This window comes from Catenulispora subtropica (genome assembly GCF_039531675.1).
In the GTDB taxonomy this organism is placed as follows: domain Bacteria; phylum Actinomycetota; class Actinomycetes; order Streptomycetales; family Catenulisporaceae; genus Catenulispora; species Catenulispora subtropica.
On record NZ_BAAAQM010000093.1, the window covers coordinates 1 to 23,875 of the forward strand.

Genomic DNA, 23,875 nt, shown 5'->3' on the forward strand with positions numbered 1-23,875 from the left:
GCCGCGGCGACCCGCCGCGCCGCCTCGGCCTCGGCCTGCGCGATGCCGGCGTCGTCCTCGGCCCGGGCCTGCCGGAGCATCTCCTCCCGCACCGGGTCCAGGGGCGTCCCGGTCATCACGGCAGCACCACCGTCAGCGGCCCGCGGCGGACCGCTTCGCCGAGCGCGCCGGCGGCCGAGGGGGTGAGGATCACGACGGCCACGTCGCGGTCCAGGGAGGCCCAGGCGGCCCGTACGGCCTCGGGGTCCGCCGCGGTCACCGTCCGGACCCCGGCGAGTGCGAATCCGCGGATCAGGGCCCATTCGCCCAGCGCCGCGACCCGGCCGGCGGCCACGCCCGCTCACGCCTTCCCGATCAGGATCACCGCGACGATGAGGCCGTACACCGCGATGCCCTCGGCCAACCCGACGACGACCATGGCGCGGCCGAACACCTCGGGCCGCTCGCTCATGGCGGCCAGCGCCGCGGCGCCGGTGTAGGCCACCGCCACCCCGGCGCCGACGGACGAACCGGTGATCGCGATCGCGGCTCCGATCAGCGCCGAGCCGTTGACGGGCTGGGCCGGCGCGGCGGCCGTGGCCGCGGAGGCCGCGGCGTGCGCGTGTCCGGCGTCGGTCCCGAAGGCCACGAACGCCATCGCGAGGGCGGCGGCCAGCAGCAGTCCGCCGAATCCGAGGAAGAAGCGCCGGGCCGCGGCCGGCCGGCGCCGCAGCAGCCAGCCGGTGACGGGGACCGTCGCCAGGACGGGGAGCGTGACGAGCCAGGCGTTCATGACGGCACCTCCGGGGAGCGGACGGGAAGTTTCCACGGCCGGAACGGCCGGCCTTGAAGGTCGAAGACACGGGAGAAGAGCTCGTAGAACTCCAGGCGCAGCGCCTGGACCCCGGCGACCAGCGCCTCCAGCGTGAAGGCCAGGGCGTTGCCGAGGACGAAGACCAGCACGGCGACCGGCAGCAGCGCCGCCCCATGGCGGGCCGCCGTGGTGGTGGCGTCCCAGATCACCGCGCCGAGGGCCGCGTGCGCGAGCCCGAACGCGGCCAGACGGGAGAAGGACACGACGTTGGACCCGATGCGCACCACGGTGTCGAACAGCTCCACGCCGGTCTGGGCCACTCCGGCACCGCCGCCTCCGGAGGCGGCGTAGAACCCGACCGCCACCGCGCACAGGCCGACGACCGCCACCGCGACGCCCGTCGCGACCGCGGCGTGGACGTGCCGCACCGTGCCCAGCCCGATGACCGCCAGACCGGCGAACAGGACCGCGCCGGCCACCCCGGACGACGCGTACACCGCCAGGCCGGGGCCGCCCTCGCGCCATCGGTTGACGATGCCGAGCAGGTACGCCGCGGCCAGGAGCAGGCCGCCGATGCCGATCGCGCCGGCGAGCATCCGGGTGGGGGCGTCCAGCGGCTTGAGCCACAGCGCGGGCACGACCCCCGTCGGGCCGAAGAACTCGCCGTAGAGCAGGCCGCCGGCCGCCGCGGCCAGGCCCGCGCCCGCGATGAACAGCCACAGCCCGCGCAGCTTGGCCAGCCACGGGATGCGGCCGAAGCGGATCAGCAGCGCTCCGGCGACCAGCAGGAGGCCGTGACCGACGTCGCCGAACATGATCCCGAACATCGCCACGTAGGCCAGTCCGGCGGCCACCGTCGGGTCCACGTCGGCGTACGGCACCGTCCCGTAGGTGCGGAGCAGCGGCGAGGCGGCCCGGTGCAGCGGCTTGACGTCGCGCAGCAGCGTGGGCGGGTCGATCCCGCGGGGATTGCGGAGCGGCACCAGGGCGGCGCCGGAGGCGGCCAGCCGTTGCGACAACGCGTCGAAGTCCTGGTCGGGGCACCAGCCGGCGAGCGCCGAGACGCCCGCGCGCCGGACCGCCGCCCGGGCGTGCTCGTCCAGCTGGGCCTCACCGGCCAGCAGGTCGGCGTCGCCGGCCCGGAGCAGCTCCGACAGGTCGGGCGCGGTCGGTGCCAGCGCCGGGGCGGTCGCTCCGGTGTCCAGGCCGCGCAGCAGGTCCGCGGCGGTGGGACCGGATCCGGCGGGGGCCGCCGGCGGCTGCTGTCCGGCGCCGTCGTGGTCGAACTCGACGCACCCCGCCTCCGCCACGGCCACCAGCGCGTCGCGCAGCCGTCCCGGGGCGGCCACCACTGCGATCCGGCGCATCCGGACCGGCCGCAGAGCCTCACGCCACGGCATCGAACACCTCCGCGGCCCGCTCGCTCCGCGCGGCCGCCTCCAGGGCCGCGCAGACCCGCCACGCGTCGACGCACAGCAGCATCGCGGCGGCCAGCACCGGCCCGGGGCCCAAGCCGCCGCGACGGAGCAGCTCACGGCTGTCGGCCTCCTTGCGCAGCCGGCAGGCGGCCTCGGCCCGCCACAGCTCATCCGGTGAAGACACGCCTTCCAGAGCCCAACGCGCGTCGTGAGGAAGATGCTGGAGGTAGGACTCCCACGACTGAGGCTTCGCCGGCGCGGAGCCGAGCAGTTTCGCCGCCACCCGGGCCGCCGCGTCGTCGATGCGGCGGCCGGCCAGGTACACCTCGCGGGCCACCGCCACCGCCGCATCGCCGGCGGCCCACCGAGCCGCCTCGGGCCCCAGGGCCGCCAGCCGCAGCGCACCCGACAGCTGGAGGAAGAACGCGATCGTGGCCGGATCCTCGGCGCCGGGATCACCCCATGGCGACGCGGCCAGGGCTCTGCGAACCTCAGCCGCCGTCGCCGCCCGCCGCACGCTCGGCCAGGCGGTGGCCAGAGCGCCCAGCTCGTAAGGGGTTCCGGCTTCCCCGCCGCCCAGTTCGCGCATTCGGGCGACGATGTCAGCCGCCTCATAACCGCACACCACGATCCGCAACAGGCGGGCACCGGCCCGGGGTTGCCACCCCGCGAGCACCCGGAGATTCCACAGCAGAGTCATTTCGATCGCGTGCTCGGCCGCTTCGAGACTCAGACCGGGATGCAGGCGACGGCCGTAGGTCGTACCCGCCAGCATGCGCAACGCTTCGGACGTGTCGTCCGAAGTCGCACATCGGCGCGCGGTCGCCTCGCCCGCGCGCCGCCGTGCGATCGCCCGCGCCCGGACGGCCCCAGCGGTCCAGCCCGCGCTCATGACGACCCCCGCAGTTCCTCCGCCACGGCGGCCACCACTCGGGCGGCGCTCGCGGCGACCGGTCCGGCGGTGTGGTCCCGCAGCCGCGCGGCTTCACTCTCGGCCTCGGCCACCAGGGCCACGGACCGGGCTTCCTCCACGGCGCGGGCCCGTGCTTCGGCGTCGGAGCGCGCCGTTCGCGCGTCCCGGTGCGCCTGGTCGACGATCCGGCGGGCATCGCGTTCACCGCGCTCACGGATCGCGGCCGCGCGGGCTTCGCCGTCGGCGCGGATCCGGGCCGCCTCGTCCTCGACGTCGGCCAGCGACGCCAACAACGGTGCCAACTCGGCGTCCGCCTCCGCCACACGGTCACCGGGCACCGCCCCGGGGGTGGGCGCTCCCGGCGCCCCGGCCGGCCGGAACCGGAACAGGATGTCACGCAGCCCGGCCATCACGACCTCCCCAGCGGCAGCCGGACAGATCCACCTCGGGAAGCTCCATGACTATCACCATGGCTCCGTCGGCCTCGGGCGGCGCAGGGCCGAAGGTCCTGGGAACCGACGACGATCGGCCTGACCAGCTCTCCGGGCGGCTTCACTCGGACCCCAGGAGGACGGCCTTCATCGCGTCGACCGCGGCCCGCGCGTCCCGGCCCTCGGCCCGGAGCACTACGGTGGCGCCGGCCTCCGCACCCAGACCGATCACCGACAGCACGCTTGCGCAGTCGGCGGCCTTGCCCCTGTAGCCGAGCCGGATGTCGCTGGTGAACCTCGCCGCCTCCTGTGCCAAGCGGCGTGCCGGGCGGAGGTGGAGGGGAACCCGAAGGGTCACCTGAGCGGAGCAGCCGGGCCGTCCGTCCGCGCGGCGCACAGGCTCGGACTCCGCGGCTTCCGGCGCCGCCGTATCGATCTTGGGGAGGCCTCGCGCCGCCCGGGCCGCCGCCGCGACGGCTTCCAGGTTGGCACCGCCCGCCGCCGCGGCGGCCGCGGCGACCGCGCCTTCGACGAAGGGCGCGTCGACGAGCAGGACGTCCGCTCGCGGGTGGTCCTCCAGCACCGCCCGCGTCGTCAGGACCGAGCTGCCCAGATCGGCCAGGACGACGGCGCCCGCCCCTTCGCCCGCCGCACCGGCCGCCGCACCGATCGCCGAGGCGACGAGGTCGTAGTTAGTGCCGATGCCGCCGTCGGCGGTGCCGCCCGCGACGGCCACCGGGACCCGGCTCGCACCGGTCTGCGCGAGCATTTCGCGCAGACCTTCCGCGAGCCGGGCACTGTGCGAGACGAGCACGATGCCGACCAGCGGGCCCATGAGCCGGATGCTAGGTCCGGGCCGGGGGCGCGGCAATCCGGGACCGGACCCTCCGCTTCGGCGGGATCACCCCGGCGACCACGGCCGGGCGGATTCGGCGGTGATCTGGTGGACTCGGAGTGAGCGGCCCCGGACGGCGCACCGTCCGTGCGGCGTCCGGCGAAGGAGACCGGCATGAAGAAGCTGATCAACGCACCCGGGACCGTCGTGAGCGACGCCTTGGCCGGGATCGCCGCGGCGCACCCCGCGCTGCGGATCGACCCGGACGCGAGGATCGTCACCCGTGCCGGTGAACCGGAAGCCGGAAGGGTGGCGCTGGTCTCCGGCGGAGGCTCGGGCCACGAACCGCTGCACACGGGCTTCGTGGGCCGCGGAATGCTGCACGCGGCGTGTCCCGGGGAGGTGTTCACCTCGCCGGTTCCGGACCAGATACTGGCCGCCGCCCGGGCCGTGCACGGCGGCGCCGGGGTGGTGTTCGTCGTGAAGAACTACACCGGCGACGTACTGAACTTCGAGATGGCCGCCGAACTGGCCGGCGACGACGGCATCGAGGTGGCGACGGTCCTGGTCGACGACGACGTCGCCGTCGACGCCGCGGGGACCGCCGGGCGGCGCGGCACTGGTGCGACGGTCTTCGTCGAGAAGATCGCCGGCGCGCTCGCCGAGACCGGCGCCGGCCTGGCCGCCGTCGCCGAAGCGGGCCGCCGGGTGAACGCGGCCTCCCGCAGCTTCGCAGTGGCGTTGACCCCCTGCACCACGCCCGCGGCCGGCAAGCCCGGCTTCGACCTGGCACCGGACGAGATGGAAGTCGGCGTCGGCATCCACGGCGAGCCGGGCCGCAGCCGCGAGAAGCTCAAGCCGGCCTCGGGGATCGTGTCCGACGCCCTGGACGCGATCTTCGCCGACCGGCCGCTGGCGGAGGGCGACGAGACCATCGTGATGGTGAACGGGCTCGGCGGTACGCCCCTCATCGAGCTCTACATCGCCTACGCCGACGTCGCCCGGTACTTCGCCGACCGCGGCATCCGGATCGTCCGCAACCTGGTGGGGGAGTACATCACCAGCCTGGAGATGGCCGGCGTGTCGTTCACCGTCTGCCAGGCCGACGAGCAGATGCTCGCCCTGTGGGACGCCCCCGTGGACACCCCGGCTCTGCGCTGGGGCACCTGACTGGAGGAGACCGCCGGTGCACATGGACATCCCGCTCGCCCGCGCGTGGATACGGACGGTCGCCGCGGCGATGGAGGAGCACCAAGAGCAACTGACGCAACTGGACTCGGCCATCGGCGACGCCGACCACGGCGTCAACATGCACCGCGGCTTCAGTACCGTGATCGCGGCGCTCGACGGTCTCGAATCGACGAACGTCGGCGACGTCCTGGTCAAGACCGGCACCATCCTGATCTCCAGCGTCGGCGGCGCCTCGGGGCCGTTGTACGGGACCTTCTTCCGAGCAGCCGGCAGACAGCTCACCACACCGACGACCGACGCGGAACACCTGCTCGCCGCACTCGAAGCCGGCCTGGCCGGCCTTCAGAAACTCGGTGGTGCGGTCCCCGGCGACAAGACCATGGTCGACGCGATCGCGCCGGCGCTCGCCGCCTTCGCCGCCGAAGTGCGTACCGGTGGCTCCGTCGACCTTACCGCCGCCGCGGTCGAGGCCGCGGCGGCGGCTCGAAGAGGGATGCTCGCCACCATCCCTCTTCAGGCCCGCAAGGGGCGCGCGTCGTATCTGGGCGCGCGCAGCATCGGACACCAGGATCCCGGCGCCACGTCCGCTGCACTGGTCTTCCAGGCTTTGGCCGATGTGCTGCAGGCGGAATAGCCGGGAGCAAGCGAACCTGCTTCAGGCGGTGGAGGCGGCGTTCTCCGGTTCGCGCGGGAAGAAGGGGAGTTCGATGGAGACGCGGTCTGCCGCGGCGAGGATCTTCGCGGCATCGTCCACCGGCGGGTGAATGGCCTGGTTGATTCGCTTCTTGATGTCTTTGCCCTGGGCCCCTGTCGCCATGACCTCGCGGTCCCAGCCGCGGGTGAAGATCGCGCCGGCACCTCCAAGGTCCAGGCAGGTGACGTACGGTCCCGGGGTGAAGTCGCGCAGCGGCTTCCCGAGCAGGTCGGCCGCCGCGTTGTACCCGGCCACCTTGCCCAGCGGGGTGGCGTGCTGGCACGCCTGCATGACCGTGTGCTCGGCGTCGAACGGCGCCGCTGCGACGTCACCGGCGGCGAACACCTCAGGCGTGGCGCGCAGCTGCCTGTCCACGGGGATCCGGCCGAGATGGTCGAGCCGATCGCTGATCTGGCGGGTGAGCTCGCTGGCCGTCATTCCCACGGACCAGACCACCGCGTCCGCCGCCACCTTGGTGCCGTCGGACAAGACGGCGAACCCGTCGCCGACCTCCGTCACCGTGGTCCCCAGGCGGTATTCGATGCCCAGCTGGTCCAGCGCGGCCTCGATCTCCTTGCGCGGGCCCGGGCCGAGGTGCTCCCCGACCGCCTCTGACCGGTCCACCAGCAGCACCCGGCCCCGGGCGGCCAGTTCGGTCGCCGCCTCGAGGCCGACGAATCCGGCGCCGACCACCACCACCGAGCAGTCCGGGCGGGCGCGCAAGTGCTCGGTGAGCCTGAGGGCTCCGGCGAGGTCGTCGATGTCGAAGAGCCGATCCCCGCCGGGAAGGCCCCGGGGCCGTACGAGCTTGCTCCCCGCCGCCAGCACCAGGCGGTCGTAGCCGATCTCCTCGCCGTCGGCCACCATCATGCGGCTGCCGGTGTCGATCTCCGTCACCTCGGACCGCACGTGCTCGACGCCGATCGGCCGCAGGATCCTGGCGAGCTCGACCTTGGCCAGGTCCGGCGCCGGCTCGTACAGCCGCGGCCGCAGCACCAGATGCTCGTTCGGCGCGACGAGCGTGATGCGCAGGTCCGCGTCACCGCGTGCCAGCGCCGCGCCGGCCGCGCTCCACACACCCGCGAAACCACCACCCACAATGACGACGTGTGCCATCGCCTCTGTCCTTTCTCACCTTCACCCCGGCTGATCCGGGGTTCGGCAGGGAGACAAGACGGCGGGTTCAGATGTGACCGATCCGGGCCAGCTTCTCGGGATTGGCCAGTCTCCGCAGCGTGGTGATCCGGCCGTCGGCCACGTCCACGGTGTCGAGCCAGATCAGCGCGCCGCCGCTGAAGGTGGCCAGGGCCGGCCCGCCGTTCACCTCGACGATCCGGAAGCCCTCGGGACGCCTGATCTCGATCTGCCTGGCCACCAGCAGGGCGATCGGCGCCGCACCGCGCACCGGCCGACGAGCGGCGGTCACCTTGCCACCGCCGTCGGCGAAGTAGACGGCTTCGGGATGCAGCAGCTGGACGAGCTGGGCCACGTCCCCCGCATCAGCGGCCGCCTTGAACGCCTTGAGCAGCCGTTCGGTTTCGGCTCTGGAGGCCTGGGGCCGCTCCTTGACCGCGGCGACCCGCGCCCGCGCGCGAGAGGCGAGCTTACGGCTGGCGGCGGGCGTGCCGCCGAGCACCTCGGCGACCTGCCCGAAAGGGACGTCGAAGACGTCGTGCAACACCAGAGCCACGCGCTCGGCAGGGCTGAGCGTCTCCATGAGCACCAGCATCGCGGTACTCACCGACTCGTCCAGCACCACCCGGGCGGCGACGTCGGGTCCGGTCAGCAGCGGCTCGGGCAGCCAGGGCCCGACATAGGACTCCCGCCGGACACGCGCCGACTTCAGCAGGTTGTAGGACGTCCGGGCGGCCAAGGTGACGAGCCAGGCCCGCAGGTCCCGCACCTCGGACCGATCGGCGTCCGCGGCACGCAGCCAGACTTCCTGTGTCACGTCCTCGGCTTCGGCCACGGTGCCGAGGATTCGGTAAGCCGCCCCGAAGACCGCAGGACGGTGTGATTCCCACTCCGCCTCCGCCAGCGCGGTCGTCTCCACCCGCGGCCACCATCCTTCCGGATCACCGCCCGGTCACCCATGGTAGGTGACCTCGGGTGGGCCACTTGAGGACGGGCCTGGCCAAGTGAACCGACCTGCGGGTACACGGGCCGAAAGTCCCGACCGCCGGATGACCATCGGCCCTCGCCGAGAGGCCCGTCTCCGCGATTGGCTCGAAGAGTCGACCGAATCGAGGAGGCAGCCATGACCGCCTATGGCGACACCGGCGACATCTTCAGCACTCGCGCCGATCCGCGGCGCGCGACCGGCCGCACCGTCACCACCGTGGTCGGATCGCGGCGGCAGGTCCGCGTCCGCAAGTCCTCCAGCCGTAAGCTGCGGGACCTTCCCGAACTCGACCTCAGGACCCCCTCGGGGCGGCTGCTGCCGTTCTGAACGCACCACCTGCCAATCCTCCGGTCTTCATATGAGGCACCTGGTGGAGACAGCAGTAGACTGGCTGTGTTGGACGCGATACCGCCGAGAAGGTTTCGCGCCCGGAAAACGTGCGTTCTCCCGGGCCCCTCCGATGGGCCTCGGAGGTGAGGTTCATGCCGATACGAGCCCACGTACTCACGGGGCCACTCGAACAAGCCGCGAGTGCATATCGCGCCGGGTCCGTCGGGTCCGCCCGAGGTCCGGCAGAACCTCATGTCGGCATGGACCAGGATCTGAGTCGTCTCATCCGGATCACCCTCGACGATCCAGTAGAAGCACTGCGCATCCGAGAGGCGGCGAGGCGCCTGGTGCGGAGCCGGGGGCTGGAGACGGCGGTATCGCTGATCCTCGAGGAGACCATGGCGTTGACAGGAGCGGATGCCGGATACCTGCAAGTCGCCGAGCCCGCTTCGGCGGCGTTGAGAATCGTCGCGTATGCGGGGTCCGACGCGGAGCTCCTCGATCGGCACGCCGTCGACTGCGATGTGGACCCCGCTCTTTCCCTGACGGATGCTGACGGGAACTTGGTGGGCAGGGTCAGCATCCAGTTCCCGCACTACGGGGCGATGCCGGAACAGGCTGCGACGCTGAGCCGGATCTACCTGCGGTTCGCCGGCGAAGTCCTGGCACGCTCCTTGTGGCGGCCGTCCGCGACCAGCCCTGGCGAACAGCGGCGTGGCGAACCGGTCCGGACCGCACCGTCGGTGTCACCACTGCGGGCGGAGCTCGTCGAGCTGTCCGACATGATCGTCCGCTCCCTGTTCTCGGTGGGGCTGAGCCTGGCCAGCGCACGGGAGCTGATCGGCGACGGTGCCGCCCGCGAGCATGTGACGGCTGCGGTCGCCGAGCTGGACCACATCCTCGACACCCTGCGGGCCACGGCGGCCGGTCTGGGCGATCGCCTCTTGAGCACATCTGATCAGGCGCCGCTATGAACCGTTCGGTAGACGACTGGAATGATCCTGCGTCCTTTGAGGTCGCGGGGATGGCGGCTCCGCTGCGCACGCCCGATGATCTCGACTCCCTGGTGGACCGCCTCGGGCGGGCCCGGGTCGTGTTGCTCGGCGAGGCCTCGCACGGCACCGCGGAGTACTACCTGTGGCGTGCCGCGCTGTCCCGGCGGTTGATCGCCGAACGCGGCTTCTCCTTCGTGGCGGTCGAGGGCGACTGGCCGGACTGCTTCCGGGTCAACCGGTGGGTCAAGAACCGTGCCGAGCAGGACCTGACAGCCGTCGACGTTCTCCGGCGGTATGAGCGCTGGCCTCGGTGGATGTGGGCCAACGAGGAGGTCGCGTCCTTCCTCGGCTGGTTGCAGGAGTTCAACGAGCGCTCCGGCGCGGATGTCGGCTTCTACGGTTTGGACGTGTACTCGCTGTGGGAGTCGATGCACGCCGTCATCAACTACCTGTCCCGGCATCTTCCCGAGGCGCTGGACAGCGCGCGCGAGGCGTTCGCCTGCTTCGAGCCGTACGGCCAGGACCCGCAGCGGTACGCCCGGGCGACCCGCCTGGTGCCGACCTCCTGCGAGGACGAAGTCGTGGCCCTGCTGACGGACCTGCGCCATTACGCCTCCGCCCTGGACGGGGACCCCGAAGCCAGTCTGGACGCGCGGCAGAACGCCGAGGTGATGGCCGGGGCCGAACGCTACTACCGGGCGATGGTCGCCGCCGACGCCCGGTCCTGGAACATCCGCGACCGGCACATGGCCGATACGCTCGACCGCCTGCTGGCCCACCACGGGCCCGCGTCCAAGGCGATCGTGTGGGAGCACAACACCCACGTCGGCGACGCCCGCGCGACCCCGATGGCCGGCCACGGCATGGTCAACGTCGGGCAGCTGGTCCGGCGCCACCACGCGGCCGACGACGTCGCGATCGTCGGCTTCGCGGGTTACCGCGGCAGCGTGATCGCCGCCGAGGCCTGGGGTACCGCCGCCGAGCGCCTGACGGTTCCGCCCGCGCCGTACGGCACTCACGAGGCACTCCTGCACACGGCACTCACCGAGCCGTCGGTCCTGGTCTTCCCGGACCGGCGCGAGACCGGATGGCTCGCTCAGAGACGGGGCCACCGCGCCATCGGCGTGGTGTACCACCCCGAGGCCGACGAGTACGCGAACTGGGTGCCGACCGTGATGGGCCGCCGATACGACGCGCTGTGCTTCTTCGACGACACCGAAGCGCTGCACCCGCTGCACCGCGAATCCGCCCATCCCGGTTCGGAGCAGGAAGCATGGCCCAGCGGCCGATGAACCCCGGCGACCTGTGGTGCGGCCAGCGCGACGCCCTCACCGATCTGACGGCGTTCGTCGACGGGCACGGCCCCGATTCCGAGCACCCGCTCCCGGTCCTGCACTGGAAGATCGGTCTGTCGCGGACCGTGTACGCCCGCGTCCACGCGTTCGACCGCGAGCACGGAGGCGGTCACCGAGATCCCCGCGAGGTCATCACCGCATATGCCGAAGCGTTGGGGACGGTCGTCGAGCAGCACCCTGATCGGGACAAGGACTTCCTCGTCGTCCAGGGGCGGATCGGCCCGCCGGAAGGTGACGACGAGCTCGGGCGTACCCACGTCGTGATCAGCGCGGAAGTCCCGGTGAGCAGTCGGCAGAAGACCGGGGGGAAGGCTTTCGTGCCGTAGCGCCGCTGCGCCGCGCAGATCCTGCGGCCGCTCGCGGCGACGGCCGTCCGTCAACGGTCCGATGAGGTCGCCGACCGGCGCTCAGCCGACACTGGCGAGTTCGCCGACGATCAAAGGGGACAGCAGATAGGCGGCCAGTACGTAGGGCCACATGTAGCCGCGCTCGACATGCCAGCCGACAAGGATCTCCCTCACGGGGCGGCGCGTGAGGATGCTGCCGCCCCACTCGAACACGAGGGTGAGTCCGAGCCAGAACAGACCCACGGAGACCAGGTCCGCCGTTGAGTAGTGGTGCTCGAGGGACACAAGGAAACCGGCCGCCACGAAGATGTAGACGATCCGCGTCGACATTCCGATCTGATGGCTGCGGAGCTCGCCGACCCGCGGTGCGTAGACGCGGCGCATCAGGACGAAGTAGTTGATCGCGGAGACCGCGATCTCGACCACCCACACCCAGAACGCGACGCGCAGCAGGTTGGTGTCCACAGCACTCCTCAGCGGCTGGAGCCGGGGGCCCGAGGTCCAGAGCCCGGTGGCGGCGCTGCACCGAGAGCATCCTCAGCCTCTCAGGCTTCGGCCGGGACCGGGCTGTTCACCGGGGGCGGTAGCACCGAACGGGTCAATGCGCCGAGTCATCGGGGCCGGACGCGAGCAGGCTGGAAGCGGTCTTCGAGGTGCCGGCATCCGCCTGGCACCGATCCGGGCTGGTCTGGACCGGTCCGCCGTTCGAGATGGGGTGCGCGATGACCACCGCTGAACAGATCATGCACAAGGACGCGCGATGGATCCCGGCGTCGGAGACGCTGGACCGCGCCGCGGAGATGATGAGGCAGTCCGACATCGGTGCGCTGCCCGTCGCCGACGCCAACGACCGGATGTGCGGCATCATCACCGACCGGGACATCGTCATCAAGTGCGTCGCGGTCGGCCACGATCCTTCGAAGGTGACCGCCGGCGAGCTGTGCGAGGGCACTCCGCGCTGGGTCGAGGCCGACGACGACATCACCAGCGTGCTGGCCGCGATGGAGAACCACCGGATCCGGCGGCTGCCGGTGATCCGGGACAAGAAGCTCGTCGGGATGATCACCGAAGCCGACATCGCCCGCCACCTGCCGGACGACCAGGTCGCCGAGTTCGTCGAACGCATCTGCGCTCCCTGAGGGTCGCCGACGGGCTCCGGCCTTCAGCCGGCGCCGGGGCGAACAGGGCCGGTGGACCCGGTGCCCACCGGGGCCTCCGGCCCTGTCGGCGGCCGGGGCGCCGGGGCGATGATCGAGGCGGAATCGGGGCCGACCGTGGAGCGCAGGATGGACGAGGCATCCGGGAACATCGTGAAGTCCGGCGTGCCGGCTGTCTCGCCGAACCTCGCCGACTACGCCCTGAGCTGCCGCCTGTTCGACTGGAGACAGGCGACGTCCGAGCTGGCGGGGCTGCCCGGCGGCGGCGTCAACATCGCTCACGAGGCGGTCGACCGCCACGTCCTCGAAGGCCGCGGCGAGCACATCGCGTTGCGGTGTGTGCCGCCGTCCGGGGCTGTCGTGACGCTCAGTTACACGCGGCTGGCCGCGCTCAGCAACCGCTTCGCGAACGGCCTGCACAGGCTCGGGGTCCGTGCGGGCGACCGCGTCTTCACGCTGCTGGGCCGTTGCCCGGAGCTGTATGTCGCGGTTCTCGGGACCTTGAAGAACAAGAGCGTGCTGTGCCCGCTGTTCTCGGCCTTCGGCCCGGACCCCGTGGTCCAGCGGATGACGCTCGGGGACGCCCGGGTGCTGGTCACCACGCAGGCGCTGTACCAGCGCAAGATCGCCGATCGCCGGGCCGGGCTTCCGGGTCTGGAGCACGTCGTGATCGTGGGTCCGAGCACGGCGGACCTGCCGGGGACCGTGCGCTGGGACGATCTGATGGAGGCGGCCTCCGAGGAGTTCACGATCCCGGCCACCGACCCCGAGGACCCGGCGCTGCTGCACTTCACGAGCGGGACCACCGGCCGGCCCAAGGGCGCCGTCCACGTCCACGGCGCCGTGGCCGCGCACCGGGTGACCGCGGAGTACGCGCTGGACCTGCACCCCGACGACGTGTACTGGTGCACCGCCGACCCCGGCTGGGTCACCGGCATGTCGTACGGGGTCATCGCTCCTCTGGCCGCCGGGGTGACCGTGGTGGTGGACGAGGGCGAGTTCGACGCCGCGAGGTGGTATCGCGTCCTGGAGAGCGAACACGTCACGGTGTGGTACACCGCGCCGACCGCCATCAGGATGCTGATGCGTGCGACGCCGCGCACCGGCCCCTTCGACCTGCCGCGCTCACACGACCTGTCGGCACTGCGGTTCATCGCCAGCGTCGGCGAGCCGCTCAACCCCGAGGCGGTGCGCTGGGGTGCCGACGTGCTGGGACTGCCGATCCACGACAACTACTGGCAGACCGAGACCGGCTGCATCGTGATCGCCAACCTCGCGGCCTGCGACATCCGTCCCGGGTCGATGGGGCGCCCGCTGCCCGGCTTCCAGGCGGAGGTGCTGGCTGCCGACGAGCAAGGGCGTCCCGTGCGCGACGGCGCCGGCCGGGTCCGGCCCGTCACCGATCCCGCGGGCCAGGGGGTGCTGGCGCTGCGTCCCGGGTGGCCCTCGATGTTCCGCGGTTACCTGGACGACGAGGAGCGTTATCGCAGCGCCTTCGTGGACGGTTGGTACGTGACCGGGGACTTGGTGCGGCGCGACTCCGACGGCTACCTGTGGTTCGTCGGCCGGGCGGACGACGTGATCAAGTCGGCGGGCCACCTGATCGGCCCCTTCGAGGTGGAGAGCGCGCTGATGGAACATCCGGCGGTGGCCGAGGCCGGGGTGATCGGCCGTCCGGACCCGGTGGCCGGCACCGTCGTCAAGGCCTTCGTCTCGCTGCGCCCCGGGTTCGACCCCGGACCGGAACTGTGCACCGACATCCTGGCCTTCGCCCGGCGCAAGCTCGGCCCGGCGGTGGCGCCCCGGGAGGTCGCCTTCGATCAGAACCTGCCCAAGACCCGGAGCGGGAAGGTGATGCGGCGGCTGCTGCGCGCCCGGGAGCAGGGGCTGCCGGAAGGCGACACGTCCACTCTGGAGAGCGGGAGCGCGTGATGAGCCGTGCCAAGAAGCCACCGCAGTCCCGGAAGCCCTCTCCCGCTTCCGCGGCCGAGTCCGAGGCGCCCGCCGAACCCGTTCTGAGCGAGGAGACGAAGCACCTGCTGGAGCTCGTGGACCAGATGCTGCTCATCCGGGCCTTCGAGGAACGCTGCGTCGAGCTGTACAGCGCCGGGACCATCCGCGGGTTCATCCACCTGTACATCGGCGAGGAGGCGGTCGCGGTCGGTGTGAACGCCGCCCTGTCCCCGGATGACGCGGTCGTGTCCACCTACCGCGAACACGGGCACGCGCTGGCCCGCGGCGTGCCGGTGGAGGCCGTGATGGCCGAGATGTACGGCAAGGCGACCGGTTGCAGCCACGGCCGCGGCGGGTCGATGCACCTGTTCGACGTCGAGCGCCGGTTCTACGGCGGCAACGCCATCGTCGGCGGCGGCCTGCCGATCGCCGCCGGGCTGGCGCTGGCCGACCGGATGACCGGACGCAACCGCGTCACCTGCTGCTTCTTTGGGGACGGCGCCGTCGCCGAGGGCGAGTTCCACGAGACCGCGAACCTCGCGGCCCTCTGGGACCTGCCGCTGCTGCTGGTCTGCGAGAACAACCTCTACGCGATGGGCACCCCTTTGGAGCGTGAGCACGCGCAGACCGACCTGGCGATGCGCGCGGCCTCCTACGGCATGCCCGCGTGGGCCGTCGACGGGATGGACGCGGTGGCGGTGGAACGGGCCGCCCGGCGCGCGGTCGACGGCATCCTCGCCGGCAACGGCCCGCATTTCCTGGAGATGCGGACCTACCGGTTCCGCGCCCACTCGATGTACGACCCGGACCGGTACCGGGACAAGGCGGAAGTCGAGCGATGGCGGGAACGCGACCCGATCCCGTTGCTGGCACGACGGCTTCCTCCGGGAGCCGCCGACCTGGAGGAGATGACCAAGCGCGCGACCGCCGTGGTCGACCGCGCCGTGGCGGCCGCCGAGGCGGCGCCCGTCGAACCGGTCGAGGACCTGTATCGCTTCGTCTCCCATGAAGGGAGCTGACATGGCCGCCTCCGCGCCCGGCGCGGCGCCCGAAACCGAGCCCGAAACTGAGCCCGAAACGGAACAGACGAGCTTCCGCGAGGAGATCAGGGCCGCCATGCGCGAGGCCCTGCTCGCCGACGACCGGGTCTTCCTGATGGGGGAGGACGTCGGAGGGTACGGCGGCGCCTTCGGGGTCAGTCTCGGACTGGTGGAGGAGTTCGGGCCCGACCGGATCCGCGACACGCCGCTGTCCGAGTCCGGGTTCGTCGGCGCCGGGATCGGCGCGGCCGTCGCCGGGATGCGGCCGATCGTCGAGATCATGACGGTCAACTTCAGCCTGCTGGCCCTGGACCAGATTCTGAACAACGCCGCCACGCTGCTGCACATGTCCGGCGGCCAGGTCTCGGTGCCGGTCGTGATCCGCATGACCACCGGAGCCGGACGCCAACTCGCCGCCCAGCACTCGCACAGCCTGGAAGGCTGGTACGCGGGCATCCCGGGCATCCGCGTCCTGTCTCCGGGAACGCTGCAGGACGCCAGGTACATGCTCGCCCCGGCCCTCGCGGACCCCGACCCGGTGGTCATCTTCGAGCACGGGTCCCTCTACAACGCCACCGGGCCCACCGCACCGCGGCCGGAGTCGTTCGACATCGTCTCGGCCGCCGTGCGCCGGACCGGACGCGACGTCTCGCTGATATCCCACGGCGGCAGCCTGCCCAAGGTCCTGGCCGCCGCCGAGGCCCTCGCCGCCGACGGCGTCTCGGCCGAGGTGGTCGACCTGCGCAGCCTGCGCCCGCTGGACGGCGCGACGATCGCCGCCTCGGTGGCGCGGACCCACCGCGCCGTGGTCGTCGACGAGGGCTGGCGCACCGGCGGTCTGGCCGCCGAGATCGCGGCGCGGATCGCGGAGCTGGCGTTCTACGACCTGGACGCCCCCGTGGAACGCGTGTGCGGCGCGGAGGTCCCGGTGCCGTACCCGAAACACCTGGAGGACGCCGCGATCCCCCAGGTCGCGGACATCGTCGCCGCGGCCCGGCGGGCGGTGGGCTGACGATGGGCGAGTTCCGGATGCCGTCCCTGGGCGCGGACATGACGGAGGGCGCGCTCGTGGAGTGGCTGGTCCAGCCGGGCGACACCGTGGTCAAGGGCCAGGCCGTCGCCGTGGTGGACACGGCGAAGTCGGCCATCGAGGTCGAGTGTTTCGCTGACGGCGTCGTCGAGGAGCTGCTGGTGGAGCCGGGCACCACCGTGCCGGTGGGAACCGTGCTGGCGGTCCTGGGGGAGGCGCACGAAGCGGGGCCGGCCCCCACGAAGGCGGCCCCGGCCAAGGCGGCTGCCGCGAAGCCGACTGCCAAGAAGCCGGCCGCCAAGAAGCCGGCTACCAAGAAGTCGGTTACCAGGAAGCCGGCTGCTGGGAAGCGTCCAGCGACTCAGAAGAAGCCTGCCGCCCAGCCCGCGGACCGCCACCCTCCTGAAGCCGGTCCTTCCACGTCACGCGTCTCGCCCTTGGTACGCCGCCTGGCCCGGGAACGCGGCGTCGATCTGGGCGCCGTCCACGGTTCGGGGCCGGGCGGCCGGGTGACCCGGGCCGACATCGACGTGGCGGCCCGGCCCGCCGGACGGGCCCGGACGACGCCCTACGCCCGCCGCATCGCCACGGAGCTGGGGGTGGACCTGGACGGCGTCGTCGGCACCGGTCCCGAGGGTGCGATCCGGGCCGGCGACGTACGGACCGCCGCCGCGGCGGGTACCGCCGCGCCGACGCGTACCGCCACACCCCCGGTGACCGTTTCCCCAGACCGCACGGCAGCCCGCCGCCACGCCATCGCCGACCTGATGAGCCGGTCCAAGCACGAGATCCCGCACTACTATCTGGCCACCACCATCGACCTGGCGGCAGCCGTGACGTGGATGCGCGAGCACAACCGCGGCGTGCCGGTCGCCGAACGCCTCGTCCCCTCCGCGCTGCTGTTGAAGGCCGCCGCGGTCGCCGCGAAACAGGTCCCGGAGATGAACGGGTTCTGGATCGACGACGGACAGGTCCGCTCCGAACACGTCCACCTCGGCGTGGCCGTCGCCCTGCGGGAGGGCGGTCTGGTCGCCCCGGCGCTGCACGACGCCGACCGCCTGCCCCTGCCCGACCTCATGGCCGGCCTGCGGGACCTGGTCCGGCGGGCCCGCGCCGGACGGCTCCGCTCCTCGGAGACCGCGGATCCGACGATCACCGTGACCGACCTCGGCGATCAGGGCGTCGAGGCGGTGTTCGGCGTGATCTACCCGCCGCAGGTGGCCCTCGTCGGATTCGGGAAGGTGACCGACCGGCCGGCGGCGGTCGACGGACTGCTGGGCGTGCGCCCCTGCGTGACCGCGACCCTGTCCGCCGACCACCGCGCCGGCGACGGCGCGGTCGGCGCGCGCTACCTCGCGCTGGTCGACCGTCTGCTGCAATCCCCGGAGGAGCTGTGATGGACCGCGAACAAGCCCTGGCCGTCGTCCGCGAATCGCTGACCCGTGCCGTTCCCGGCGCGGATTCGCGCGGGCTCGCCGAGGACGCCGTTCTGCGCGATGAGCTGGAGCTCGATTCGCTCGACTTCCTGAACTTCGTCGAGACCCTTTCCGGCGAGACCGGCGTGACCATCGACGAGGAGGACTACGAGCGCCTGGACACCCTCGGCGCCTGTGCCGAGTTCGTCGCGGCGCGCAGCGGGAGCGCTTCGTAGGCGGTCGTCCGGTCGTCGCTCGTCAAGGACGGTGCACGCCGTCGCGAGAGTTCTCCGGCGGCCGGTTCAGCTGGGCCCACCGGATCGCCCGGTCCAGGTCCGAGGGCGAGACCATGCCCACCAGCCGGTCGCCCTCCAGGACCAGGGCGTGCCGGGACGCGGCGGTGCTGAGCGACCTGACCAGGTCGGTGGCCAGGGTGTCCGCGCGGACCAGGGCCACCTGGTCCAGCGGGTACATGATGTCGCGCAGCCGGATGTCGTCCCGGGCGGCGGGCGGGACGCGACGGAGACGGTCGAGGGTGACCAGGCCGACTGGCCTCAGTTCCCCGGTGGTGAGCGGGAAGGCGCTGAAGCGGTGCAGCGGTGCCTGGTCGAGGAACCGGGCCACGGTCAGGGAAGCCGGCACCGGCTCCGGTCCGGGAACCGCGATCTGCCCGACGCGGACCCCCGCCAACAGGCTCTGGAGCTGGGCCTGGCGGATCTCGGCGGCGGAGGAGACGACGAGGAACCAGCCGATGAGGGCGAACCACAGCCCGCCGATGCTCCCGACCAGCAGGACGGACAGGGTGCCGCCGGCGACGAGCAGCCACCCGAAGGCCCGGCCCGTCATGGCCGCCGCGAGGACGGACCGTGTGCGATCACCGGTACGCCACCAGACCAGCGCGCGCAACAGCCGCCCTCCGTCCAGCGGAGCGGCCGGAACACTGTTGAACACCGCCAGCAGGATGTTGATCGCGCCGAGCCAGGCCGGCATGGCCACCAGCAGACCCGGCGCCCCGGCCGCTCTCACGGCCAGCGCCAGGCCGGTGAACAGCGCGCCCAGGATCAGGCTGACCAGCGGTCCGATGCCGGCGACGCGCAGTTCGGCACCGGCCGAGGGCGGGTCGCCGTCCATCCTGGTCAGGCCGCCGAGCAGCCACAGGGTGATCCCCTCGACCTTGAGCCCGTTACGGCGGGCCACGATCGCGTGCGAGAGCTCGTGGGCGAGAAGGCAGAAGAAGAACAGGACCGCCGTGATCAGCGCCGCGGTCCAGTAGGCGGAGCCGCGGTGGCCGGGCTCCTGCCTGGGGAACACCGTCGCGGCCAGTCCCCAGGCGATGAGGACGAAGACGACCAGGACCGACCAGTTCACCCCGACCTTGACGCCGAGGATCCGGCCGAGTTTCACCGTCTCGCCCATGGCGGGGCTCCCGTTTTCCGGTCCTGGGGGACCGCGCAGGGCGCGCCCTGGGTCCCCTTCTACCGCAACGGTAGGCCGTGAGCCGGAGGACATACAGGGGCGAAGGGACCGAAACGATCCGGGTCGATCGGCCCGGCGGCTCGGGACATACGGCCGACTGGCGCCCGTCCCGAGCCTGAGGAGGGGCGCCAGTCGTCCCCGCTGTCAGGACCCCTTGCCGATCGGGATCTTCCGGGGACTCTCGACGGCCGGTCCGGCGGGCGCCGTGACCGTCAGGACGCCGTTGTCGTAGCGGGCCTTGATGTCGTCCTCCTTGACCCCTTCGGGCAGTTGGACGCTGCGGGTGAAGGAGCCGTACAGGAACTCCGAGCGCTTGCCTTCCTTCTTCTCCTCCGTCCGTTCGGCGTGGACGGTCAGAATGCCGTGGTCGACCATGATCTCGACATCCTTGTCGGGATTGATTCCGGGCAGCTCGGCCTTGACCGTGTAGGTGCCCTTCTCCTGGAACTCCTCCACCCTGATCGCGTGCTCTCCGTCACCGAACCTGGTGCGCGGTCCGAAAGGAAAATCCTCGAACCAGTCGATGAGCGCCGGCATCGGAGTGCGGCGGTGCGCTGGGACGGTCATGGGTGTTCTCCTTACTGCTGTGTCGGTTGGGATCGGCGTGCCGGTCGGGCCCCACCAGCCTTCAGCATCGATTTCCCGCTGCGGCTTCGCCATGGCGACTGGGCCATTGGATGGTCGTGCCGGACCTCGGCTGTGGAGTTCGAGGGCGGTGGGTCGGATGGTGCCGAGAGCTTGGTCCAGCTCGTCGACGGCGGCGGCCAGGCTCAGGCCCGCGGAGAGCGGCGACCGCACGATGGCGTCGGTCATCTCGACCACCGCCGTCCGCCGGGCCGCCGACGGTGTCAGCCCACCGGAGCTGCGGTAGCGCTTGGGGAAGGCAGCCGGTGCGACGGCTGCCGCGGCGCGATGCCGTGTGCCTGGAGGACTTCGGCGTGTTCGAGCGCCGAGCACAGCCGGGTCGCGAACCGGGCCGCCTGGGCGGTGCTCACGATGGAACGGTCGAAGGTGAGCGTCAGATTGAGGATCTCGTGCTGTTCGATGATGTTGCTGGTCCGGTGCTGGTGCGGGCAGACGCTGCCGATCACCACCTGCAGCGGCATCAGGGGTGCCAGCGGTGACGCGGCCACGCCGAACGCCTCGCCGATGTCGCGCATGCCGCTGGTGGCGACCAGGACGGTGCCGACGTGGCGGCGCTGCCGGACCGAGCGGTCCAGAAGCGTGGACGCGGCCCGGGCGAGTCCGGGGACACGGGGGAGGAGGGGGAGGGCGCCCAGGACGCCCGTCGTGGGAGTGTCGCCGACGGCCAGCAGCTCGGTGGAGATCTCGGTGATGTCGCGGGCGTCGGCGTCGGCGACGACATGCGGCACGATCCGCGAGCCGCCGCCGCTTCGCTGTTCGATCGGGACCATGACGTCCACATGGCGGTGGGTGACCAGCCGCCCGCGCCAGTCCCGATAGGCGTGGACCACGGGGGTCTCGGCGACGGTCCGGGCCACCGACGCGGTGACGAACCCGGTGAGCGACAGCGTCTGCGGCGACATCGCCATCAGCCGCCGCGCGGCCGTGACGTCGGCGGTCAGCAGGTAGTGCATCGCGGTGCGGTGGCGGCAGGCCCGTTCGGCGGCGATCGCCAGACGGCCCGCGGCGGGGAAGCGTCGGGTTTCGATGCCGCGCGCCCGCATCGGCGCAACGGGTTCTTCGGGTCGCATGTGACTCCTCGCAAAAGCGTCGACGCGTGTTCACGGATCGATGTGGACGGCGGTTCCCCGCAGATCTTCGATGTCTGTCTCGCTGCTGCGGAGCAGCTTCTCGCCCAGGGCGACCAGCGCCCGGCCGGCCGCGACTTCGTCGCCGATCTCCGGGACGTCGAACTCACCGGGCTCGCAGAGGGCCTCGCCCACGGCTTCGAGGGTGCTGACCCCGGGCTTCAGCCACACCCTGGCCTGGGTTCGGCCGTCCTCTTCGAAGAAGTAGAGCCTGATCGGCCACTCTCTGACGTACTGCATGATCTGGAGCCTTCTGTGGTGGAGTTCCGTGCTTCCAGTCGATCGCATCCGCGGGCGGCGGCCCAGGGCCGAACGGCCTGAACCGGAATCGGGCCGGACGGCCCTGCCGCCGCGGCCACCGGGGAGGCACGCTGAGAAGGGTGGCGGACCGTGCCGCGCGGGCATCGGTCCCTGCTTCGGGAACAGCGCGGAGGAGCCATGGACGGCGTCGTGATCGTCGGATACGACAAGACCGCTGCCGGTGAACGGGCCCTGGCTTTCGCCGGGTTCGAGGCCGCGCTGCACGGGGTCGCGCTGGAGATCGTGAACGTGGTCCCGGCGGCCGGTGGACGGTCGTCCGCCGGCCCGGCGGGCGCGGTCGCCGCGTGGACCGTCGCTCAGGGCGAGCGGACCGCGCGCACGGCGCGCCCTGAGCTGCGCGTCACGAAGTACGCCGCCGTCGGCAGCCCCGACCAGGTGCTGACCCGCGAGGCGCGGGGGGCCGGGATGCTGGTGCTCGGCGAGCGCGGCCACCGGGACTTCGCTCCTTTGCGGCGCGGTGCGGTCACCGTAGACGTCCTGGACCGTGCCACCTGTCCGGTGGTGGTGCTGAGCCCGGTGGACCACCCGCCGCGACAGCGGGTGACCGTGGCGGTGGACCTGGACGAGCCGATCGGCGAGCTGCTCGCCTTCGCTTTCGCGGAAGCCGCACGCCGCGCCGGCCCGCTGGTGGTCGCGAACGTCTGCGAGGGCCACGCCGTGCCGGACCGCCGTGCGTTCGACGAGGGCGACATCCGCTCCGAAGCCACGCTCGCCGCCGACCACGTCGAGCGGCTGGCCGCGGCCGCGGCGCCGTGGCGGGACCGGTATCCGGACGTCGAGGTCGAGGAGCAGGTGCGCACCGGATCGATCGGCTCGGCTCTCGTCGACGCCACCCGGGACGGCGACCTGCTGATCGTCGGCGGGCGCCGGCACGGCGACGGCCGGCCCGGCATGGAGATCGGACCGGCCGTGCACACGCTGCTGCACCACGCCGAATGCCCGGTGGCGGTGGTGCCGATCGGCTGACGGGGGGACCTTCGCCTCTGGTGCGGGCGGGCTGCGTGGGGAGGATCGAAGTGCGACACCGAAAACGGAAGCGAGGCATCGCCATGGAGCACGCGGAGGACTGGAACGTCGCGATCCACCTTTTCGAGGAGCGCGGACGCACGATCGCCCGAGCGGTCCTGACCGGCGGGAACGCCGAGATCCACGGCCGGGGTGAGGCGCACCTGAGCCCGTACGACCACGATGTCCCGAGGATCGGGGACGAGCTGGCCGTCGGCCGCGCCCTGGCCGACCTGGGCAAGAAGCTCGTCCGGGCGACGGAGGCCGACATAGGGGAGATCGAGGGGCATCCGGTGCACCTGGCAAGGTGAGGGCGCCGGTTCAGCGGTCCGGAACGATGGCGACCGGGCACTGGGCGTGGTGCAGCAGGGAGTAGGCCAGGGCGCCCAGGCGCATCCCCTCCTCGTCCCGGTGCGGACGCCCGCCGATGACGAGCAGGTCGGCGAAGGCGCTCGCGTCGACCAGCGTCCGGGCCGCGGAGCCGCCCCCGACTTCGATCTCCACCGGCACGCCGGGGTATTCGCCGCGCCATGGGGCCAGCGCCGCGTCCAAGAGGCGTCGGCGGTCCGCGTCGAGGGCCGCGAGCGTGTCGCGCGTGTAGTCGCCGATCGGGTCCGGATGGAACGCGCCCTCGTCGCTCCAGGTGTGGACGGCCACGAGCCCGGCTCCGCGCAGCGCCGCCTCCCCGAAGGCGAAGCCGAGCACGGCTGCGCTCCCTGCCGAGTCGGCGACGTCCAAGCCTGCCAGCACACGTTTGTTCTCGCGGCCGGAGGCGCCCCGGGCGACGATCACCGGGCACCGCGCGTGGGCGATGATGCGGGCCGCCGTCGTGCCGAGCAGCATCCCCGCGAATCCGCCGCGGCCGCGTTCGCCGATCACGAGCACGCCCGCGTCCTTGGCCAGGGCGGCGAGTTCCGGAGCGACGCGACCGCTCATCGCGTAGCTGTGGACCTCCAGGTCCGGGTGGGCCGCGTGGGCGTGCATCAGCGCCTCGGCCTGCGGCCCGGTCGCCAGGTCCCGCACCGCCCCTTCCGGGGTGTCGCCGCCGGGGACCAGGCCCGCCGCGACCGGCGGGACCCAGGAGTAGGCGTGGCCGACCCACAGCGGCGCGCCGCGAAGCTCGGCCTCGTGCGCGGCCAGGTCCAGCGCCTGGCCGCTGTGCCGGAGGTCGTCGACGCCGACGACGACGGGAGCGGTCATGATGTCCTCCGTTTCGGTGTGGCGGGTTCAGCGGTGCGGAACGATCAGCAGTGGGCAGGCGGTGTGGCGGAGCAGGGTGTGG

The 23,875-nt window shown here is 72.3% G+C and carries 28 protein-coding genes; 14 read left to right on the forward strand and 14 right to left on the reverse strand.

Annotated elements, in window-relative coordinates; translation table 11 throughout:
• Positions 1–115 precede the first annotated feature (115 nt).
• The 6 genes from ABD466_RS42680 to dhaM all read right to left on the reverse strand — a co-directional run bounded on the left by ABD466_RS42680 (position 116) and on the right by dhaM (position 4,390).
• Positions 116–334, reverse strand: a complete 219-nt coding sequence (locus ABD466_RS42680) for a V-type ATP synthase subunit F (RefSeq protein WP_344663029.1) — start codon at positions 332–334, stop codon at positions 116–118.
• Positions 335–340: 6 nt separating this feature from the next.
• Positions 341–772, reverse strand: a complete 432-nt coding sequence (locus ABD466_RS42685; RefSeq protein WP_344663030.1) for an ATP synthase subunit C — start codon at positions 770–772, stop codon at positions 341–343.
• The gene (locus tag ABD466_RS42690; RefSeq protein WP_344663031.1) at positions 769–2,193 is read right to left on the reverse strand and encodes a V-type ATPase 116kDa subunit family protein; all 1,425 of its coding nucleotides are present in this window, start codon (positions 2,191–2,193) and stop codon (positions 769–771) included. Before ABD466_RS42690 ends, ABD466_RS42685 begins: the two co-directional genes overlap by 4 nt.
• Positions 2,180–3,103 carry a hypothetical protein gene (locus ABD466_RS42695; protein ID WP_344663032.1) on the reverse strand — a complete coding sequence of 308 codons (924 nt, stop codon included), beginning with the start codon at positions 3,101–3,103 and terminating at the stop codon, positions 2,180–2,182. Before ABD466_RS42695 ends, ABD466_RS42690 begins: the two co-directional genes overlap by 14 nt.
• Complete coding sequence (locus ABD466_RS42700) at positions 3,100–3,534, reverse strand: hypothetical protein (RefSeq protein ID WP_344663033.1); 435 nt, start codon at positions 3,532–3,534, stop codon at positions 3,100–3,102. The genes ABD466_RS42695 and ABD466_RS42700 overlap by 4 nt, the downstream gene beginning before the upstream one ends.
• A gap of 142 nt (positions 3,535–3,676) precedes the next feature.
• Positions 3,677–4,390 carry a dihydroxyacetone kinase phosphoryl donor subunit DhaM gene (gene dhaM / locus ABD466_RS42705; protein WP_344663034.1) on the reverse strand — a complete coding sequence of 238 codons (714 nt, stop codon included), beginning with the start codon at positions 4,388–4,390 and terminating at the stop codon, positions 3,677–3,679.
• A 174-nt stretch (positions 4,391–4,564) separates the two neighbouring features.
• Here dhaM and dhaK point away from each other — a divergent pair, with 174 nt between their 5' ends.
• Positions 4,565–5,560, forward strand: coding sequence for a dihydroxyacetone kinase subunit DhaK (gene dhaK / locus ABD466_RS42710; protein WP_344663035.1), 996 nt, complete (start codon positions 4,565–4,567; stop codon positions 5,558–5,560).
• Between the two features lie 22 nt (positions 5,561–5,582).
• Positions 5,583–6,215 carry a dihydroxyacetone kinase subunit DhaL gene (gene dhaL, locus ABD466_RS42715; protein WP_344663054.1) on the forward strand — a complete coding sequence of 211 codons (633 nt, stop codon included), beginning with the start codon at positions 5,583–5,585 and terminating at the stop codon, positions 6,213–6,215.
• Between the two features lie 21 nt (positions 6,216–6,236).
• On the opposite strand, the gene ABD466_RS42720 is transcribed toward dhaL, so the two are convergent.
• Entirely contained in the window at positions 6,237–7,391 is a 1,155-nt protein-coding gene (locus ABD466_RS42720) for an NAD(P)/FAD-dependent oxidoreductase (RefSeq protein ID WP_344663036.1), read from the reverse strand.
• A gap of 67 nt (positions 7,392–7,458) precedes the next feature.
• Positions 7,459–8,328: an RNA polymerase sigma factor SigJ gene (gene sigJ / locus ABD466_RS42725; protein WP_344663037.1), complete on the reverse strand. Its 870-nt coding sequence runs from the start codon at positions 8,326–8,328 to the stop codon at positions 7,459–7,461.
• A gap of 204 nt (positions 8,329–8,532) precedes the next feature.
• On the opposite strand from sigJ, the gene ABD466_RS42730 reads away from it, so the two are divergent.
• From ABD466_RS42730 to ABD466_RS42745, 4 genes are all read left to right on the forward strand, one after another.
• A complete protein-coding gene (locus tag ABD466_RS42730) occupies positions 8,533–8,724 on the forward strand; it encodes a hypothetical protein (protein ID WP_344663038.1) in 192 nt (63 codons plus the stop codon).
• A 263-nt stretch (positions 8,725–8,987) separates the two neighbouring features.
• Positions 8,988–9,701 (forward strand): hypothetical protein, encoded by a 714-nt coding sequence (locus ABD466_RS42735; RefSeq protein WP_344663039.1) that lies wholly within the window; start codon positions 8,988–8,990, stop codon positions 9,699–9,701.
• Positions 9,702–9,751: 50 nt separating this feature from the next.
• Entirely contained in the window at positions 9,752–11,014 is a 1,263-nt protein-coding gene (locus ABD466_RS42740) for an erythromycin esterase family protein (protein WP_344663040.1), read from the forward strand.
• Positions 10,996–11,403, forward strand: a complete 408-nt coding sequence (locus ABD466_RS42745; protein ID WP_344663041.1) for a hypothetical protein — start codon at positions 10,996–10,998, stop codon at positions 11,401–11,403. The genes ABD466_RS42740 and ABD466_RS42745 overlap by 19 nt, the downstream gene beginning before the upstream one ends.
• A gap of 81 nt (positions 11,404–11,484) precedes the next feature.
• Here the strand turns inward: ABD466_RS42745 and ABD466_RS42750 are convergent, their stop codons facing one another.
• The gene (locus ABD466_RS42750; protein WP_344663042.1) at positions 11,485–11,889 is read right to left on the reverse strand and encodes a hypothetical protein; all 405 of its coding nucleotides are present in this window, start codon (positions 11,887–11,889) and stop codon (positions 11,485–11,487) included.
• A 257-nt stretch (positions 11,890–12,146) separates the two neighbouring features.
• Here ABD466_RS42750 and ABD466_RS42755 point away from each other — a divergent pair, with 257 nt between their 5' ends.
• From ABD466_RS42755 to ABD466_RS42780, 6 genes are all read left to right on the forward strand, one after another.
• Complete coding sequence (locus ABD466_RS42755; RefSeq protein WP_344663043.1) at positions 12,147–12,563, forward strand: CBS domain-containing protein; 417 nt, start codon at positions 12,147–12,149, stop codon at positions 12,561–12,563.
• A gap of 147 nt (positions 12,564–12,710) precedes the next feature.
• A complete protein-coding gene (acsA, locus tag ABD466_RS42760) occupies positions 12,711–14,513 on the forward strand; it encodes an acetate--CoA ligase (RefSeq protein ID WP_344663044.1) in 1,803 nt (600 codons plus the stop codon).
• Complete coding sequence (pdhA, locus tag ABD466_RS42765) at positions 14,513–15,553, forward strand: pyruvate dehydrogenase (acetyl-transferring) E1 component subunit alpha (protein ID WP_425558877.1); 1,041 nt, start codon at positions 14,513–14,515, stop codon at positions 15,551–15,553. Before acsA ends, pdhA begins: the two co-directional genes overlap by 1 nt.
• Before the next feature lie 97 nt (positions 15,554–15,650).
• Entirely contained in the window at positions 15,651–16,586 is a 936-nt protein-coding gene (locus ABD466_RS42770; protein ID WP_344663056.1) for an alpha-ketoacid dehydrogenase subunit beta, read from the forward strand.
• 2 nt (positions 16,587–16,588) lie between these two features.
• On the forward strand, positions 16,589–18,001 hold the full coding sequence (locus tag ABD466_RS42775) for a dihydrolipoamide acetyltransferase family protein (protein WP_344663045.1): 1,413 nt from the start codon (positions 16,589–16,591) through the stop codon (positions 17,999–18,001).
• The gene (locus ABD466_RS42780) at positions 18,001–18,255 is read left to right on the forward strand and encodes an acyl carrier protein (RefSeq protein WP_344663046.1); all 255 of its coding nucleotides are present in this window, start codon (positions 18,001–18,003) and stop codon (positions 18,253–18,255) included. The genes ABD466_RS42775 and ABD466_RS42780 overlap by 1 nt, the downstream gene beginning before the upstream one ends.
• A 22-nt stretch (positions 18,256–18,277) precedes the next feature.
• On the opposite strand, the gene ABD466_RS42785 is transcribed toward ABD466_RS42780, so the two are convergent.
• From ABD466_RS42785 to ABD466_RS42800, 4 genes are all read right to left on the reverse strand, one after another.
• A complete protein-coding gene (locus ABD466_RS42785) occupies positions 18,278–19,435 on the reverse strand; it encodes a site-2 protease family protein (protein WP_344663047.1) in 1,158 nt (385 codons plus the stop codon).
• Positions 19,436–19,639: 204 nt separating this feature from the next.
• Entirely contained in the window at positions 19,640–20,308 is a 669-nt protein-coding gene (locus ABD466_RS42790) for an Hsp20/alpha crystallin family protein (RefSeq protein WP_344663048.1), read from the reverse strand.
• 35 nt (positions 20,309–20,343) lie between these two features.
• Positions 20,344–21,210 carry a hypothetical protein gene (locus ABD466_RS42795; protein WP_344663049.1) on the reverse strand — a complete coding sequence of 289 codons (867 nt, stop codon included), beginning with the start codon at positions 21,208–21,210 and terminating at the stop codon, positions 20,344–20,346.
• A gap of 30 nt (positions 21,211–21,240) precedes the next feature.
• Complete coding sequence (locus ABD466_RS42800) at positions 21,241–21,507, reverse strand: DUF1876 domain-containing protein (RefSeq protein WP_344663050.1); 267 nt, start codon at positions 21,505–21,507, stop codon at positions 21,241–21,243.
• Between the two features lie 198 nt (positions 21,508–21,705).
• Here ABD466_RS42800 and ABD466_RS42805 point away from each other — a divergent pair, with 198 nt between their 5' ends.
• Both ABD466_RS42805 and ABD466_RS42810 read left to right on the forward strand, forming a co-directional pair.
• Complete coding sequence (locus tag ABD466_RS42805) at positions 21,706–22,554, forward strand: universal stress protein (protein ID WP_344663051.1); 849 nt, start codon at positions 21,706–21,708, stop codon at positions 22,552–22,554.
• Positions 22,555–22,637: 83 nt separating this feature from the next.
• Entirely contained in the window at positions 22,638–22,904 is a 267-nt protein-coding gene (locus tag ABD466_RS42810; protein ID WP_344663052.1) for a DUF1876 domain-containing protein, read from the forward strand.
• A gap of 10 nt (positions 22,905–22,914) precedes the next feature.
• On the opposite strand, the gene ABD466_RS42815 is transcribed toward ABD466_RS42810, so the two are convergent.
• Positions 22,915–23,793, reverse strand: a complete 879-nt coding sequence (locus ABD466_RS42815; protein WP_344663053.1) for a universal stress protein — start codon at positions 23,791–23,793, stop codon at positions 22,915–22,917.
• Between the last annotated feature and the right edge of the window lie 82 nt (positions 23,794–23,875).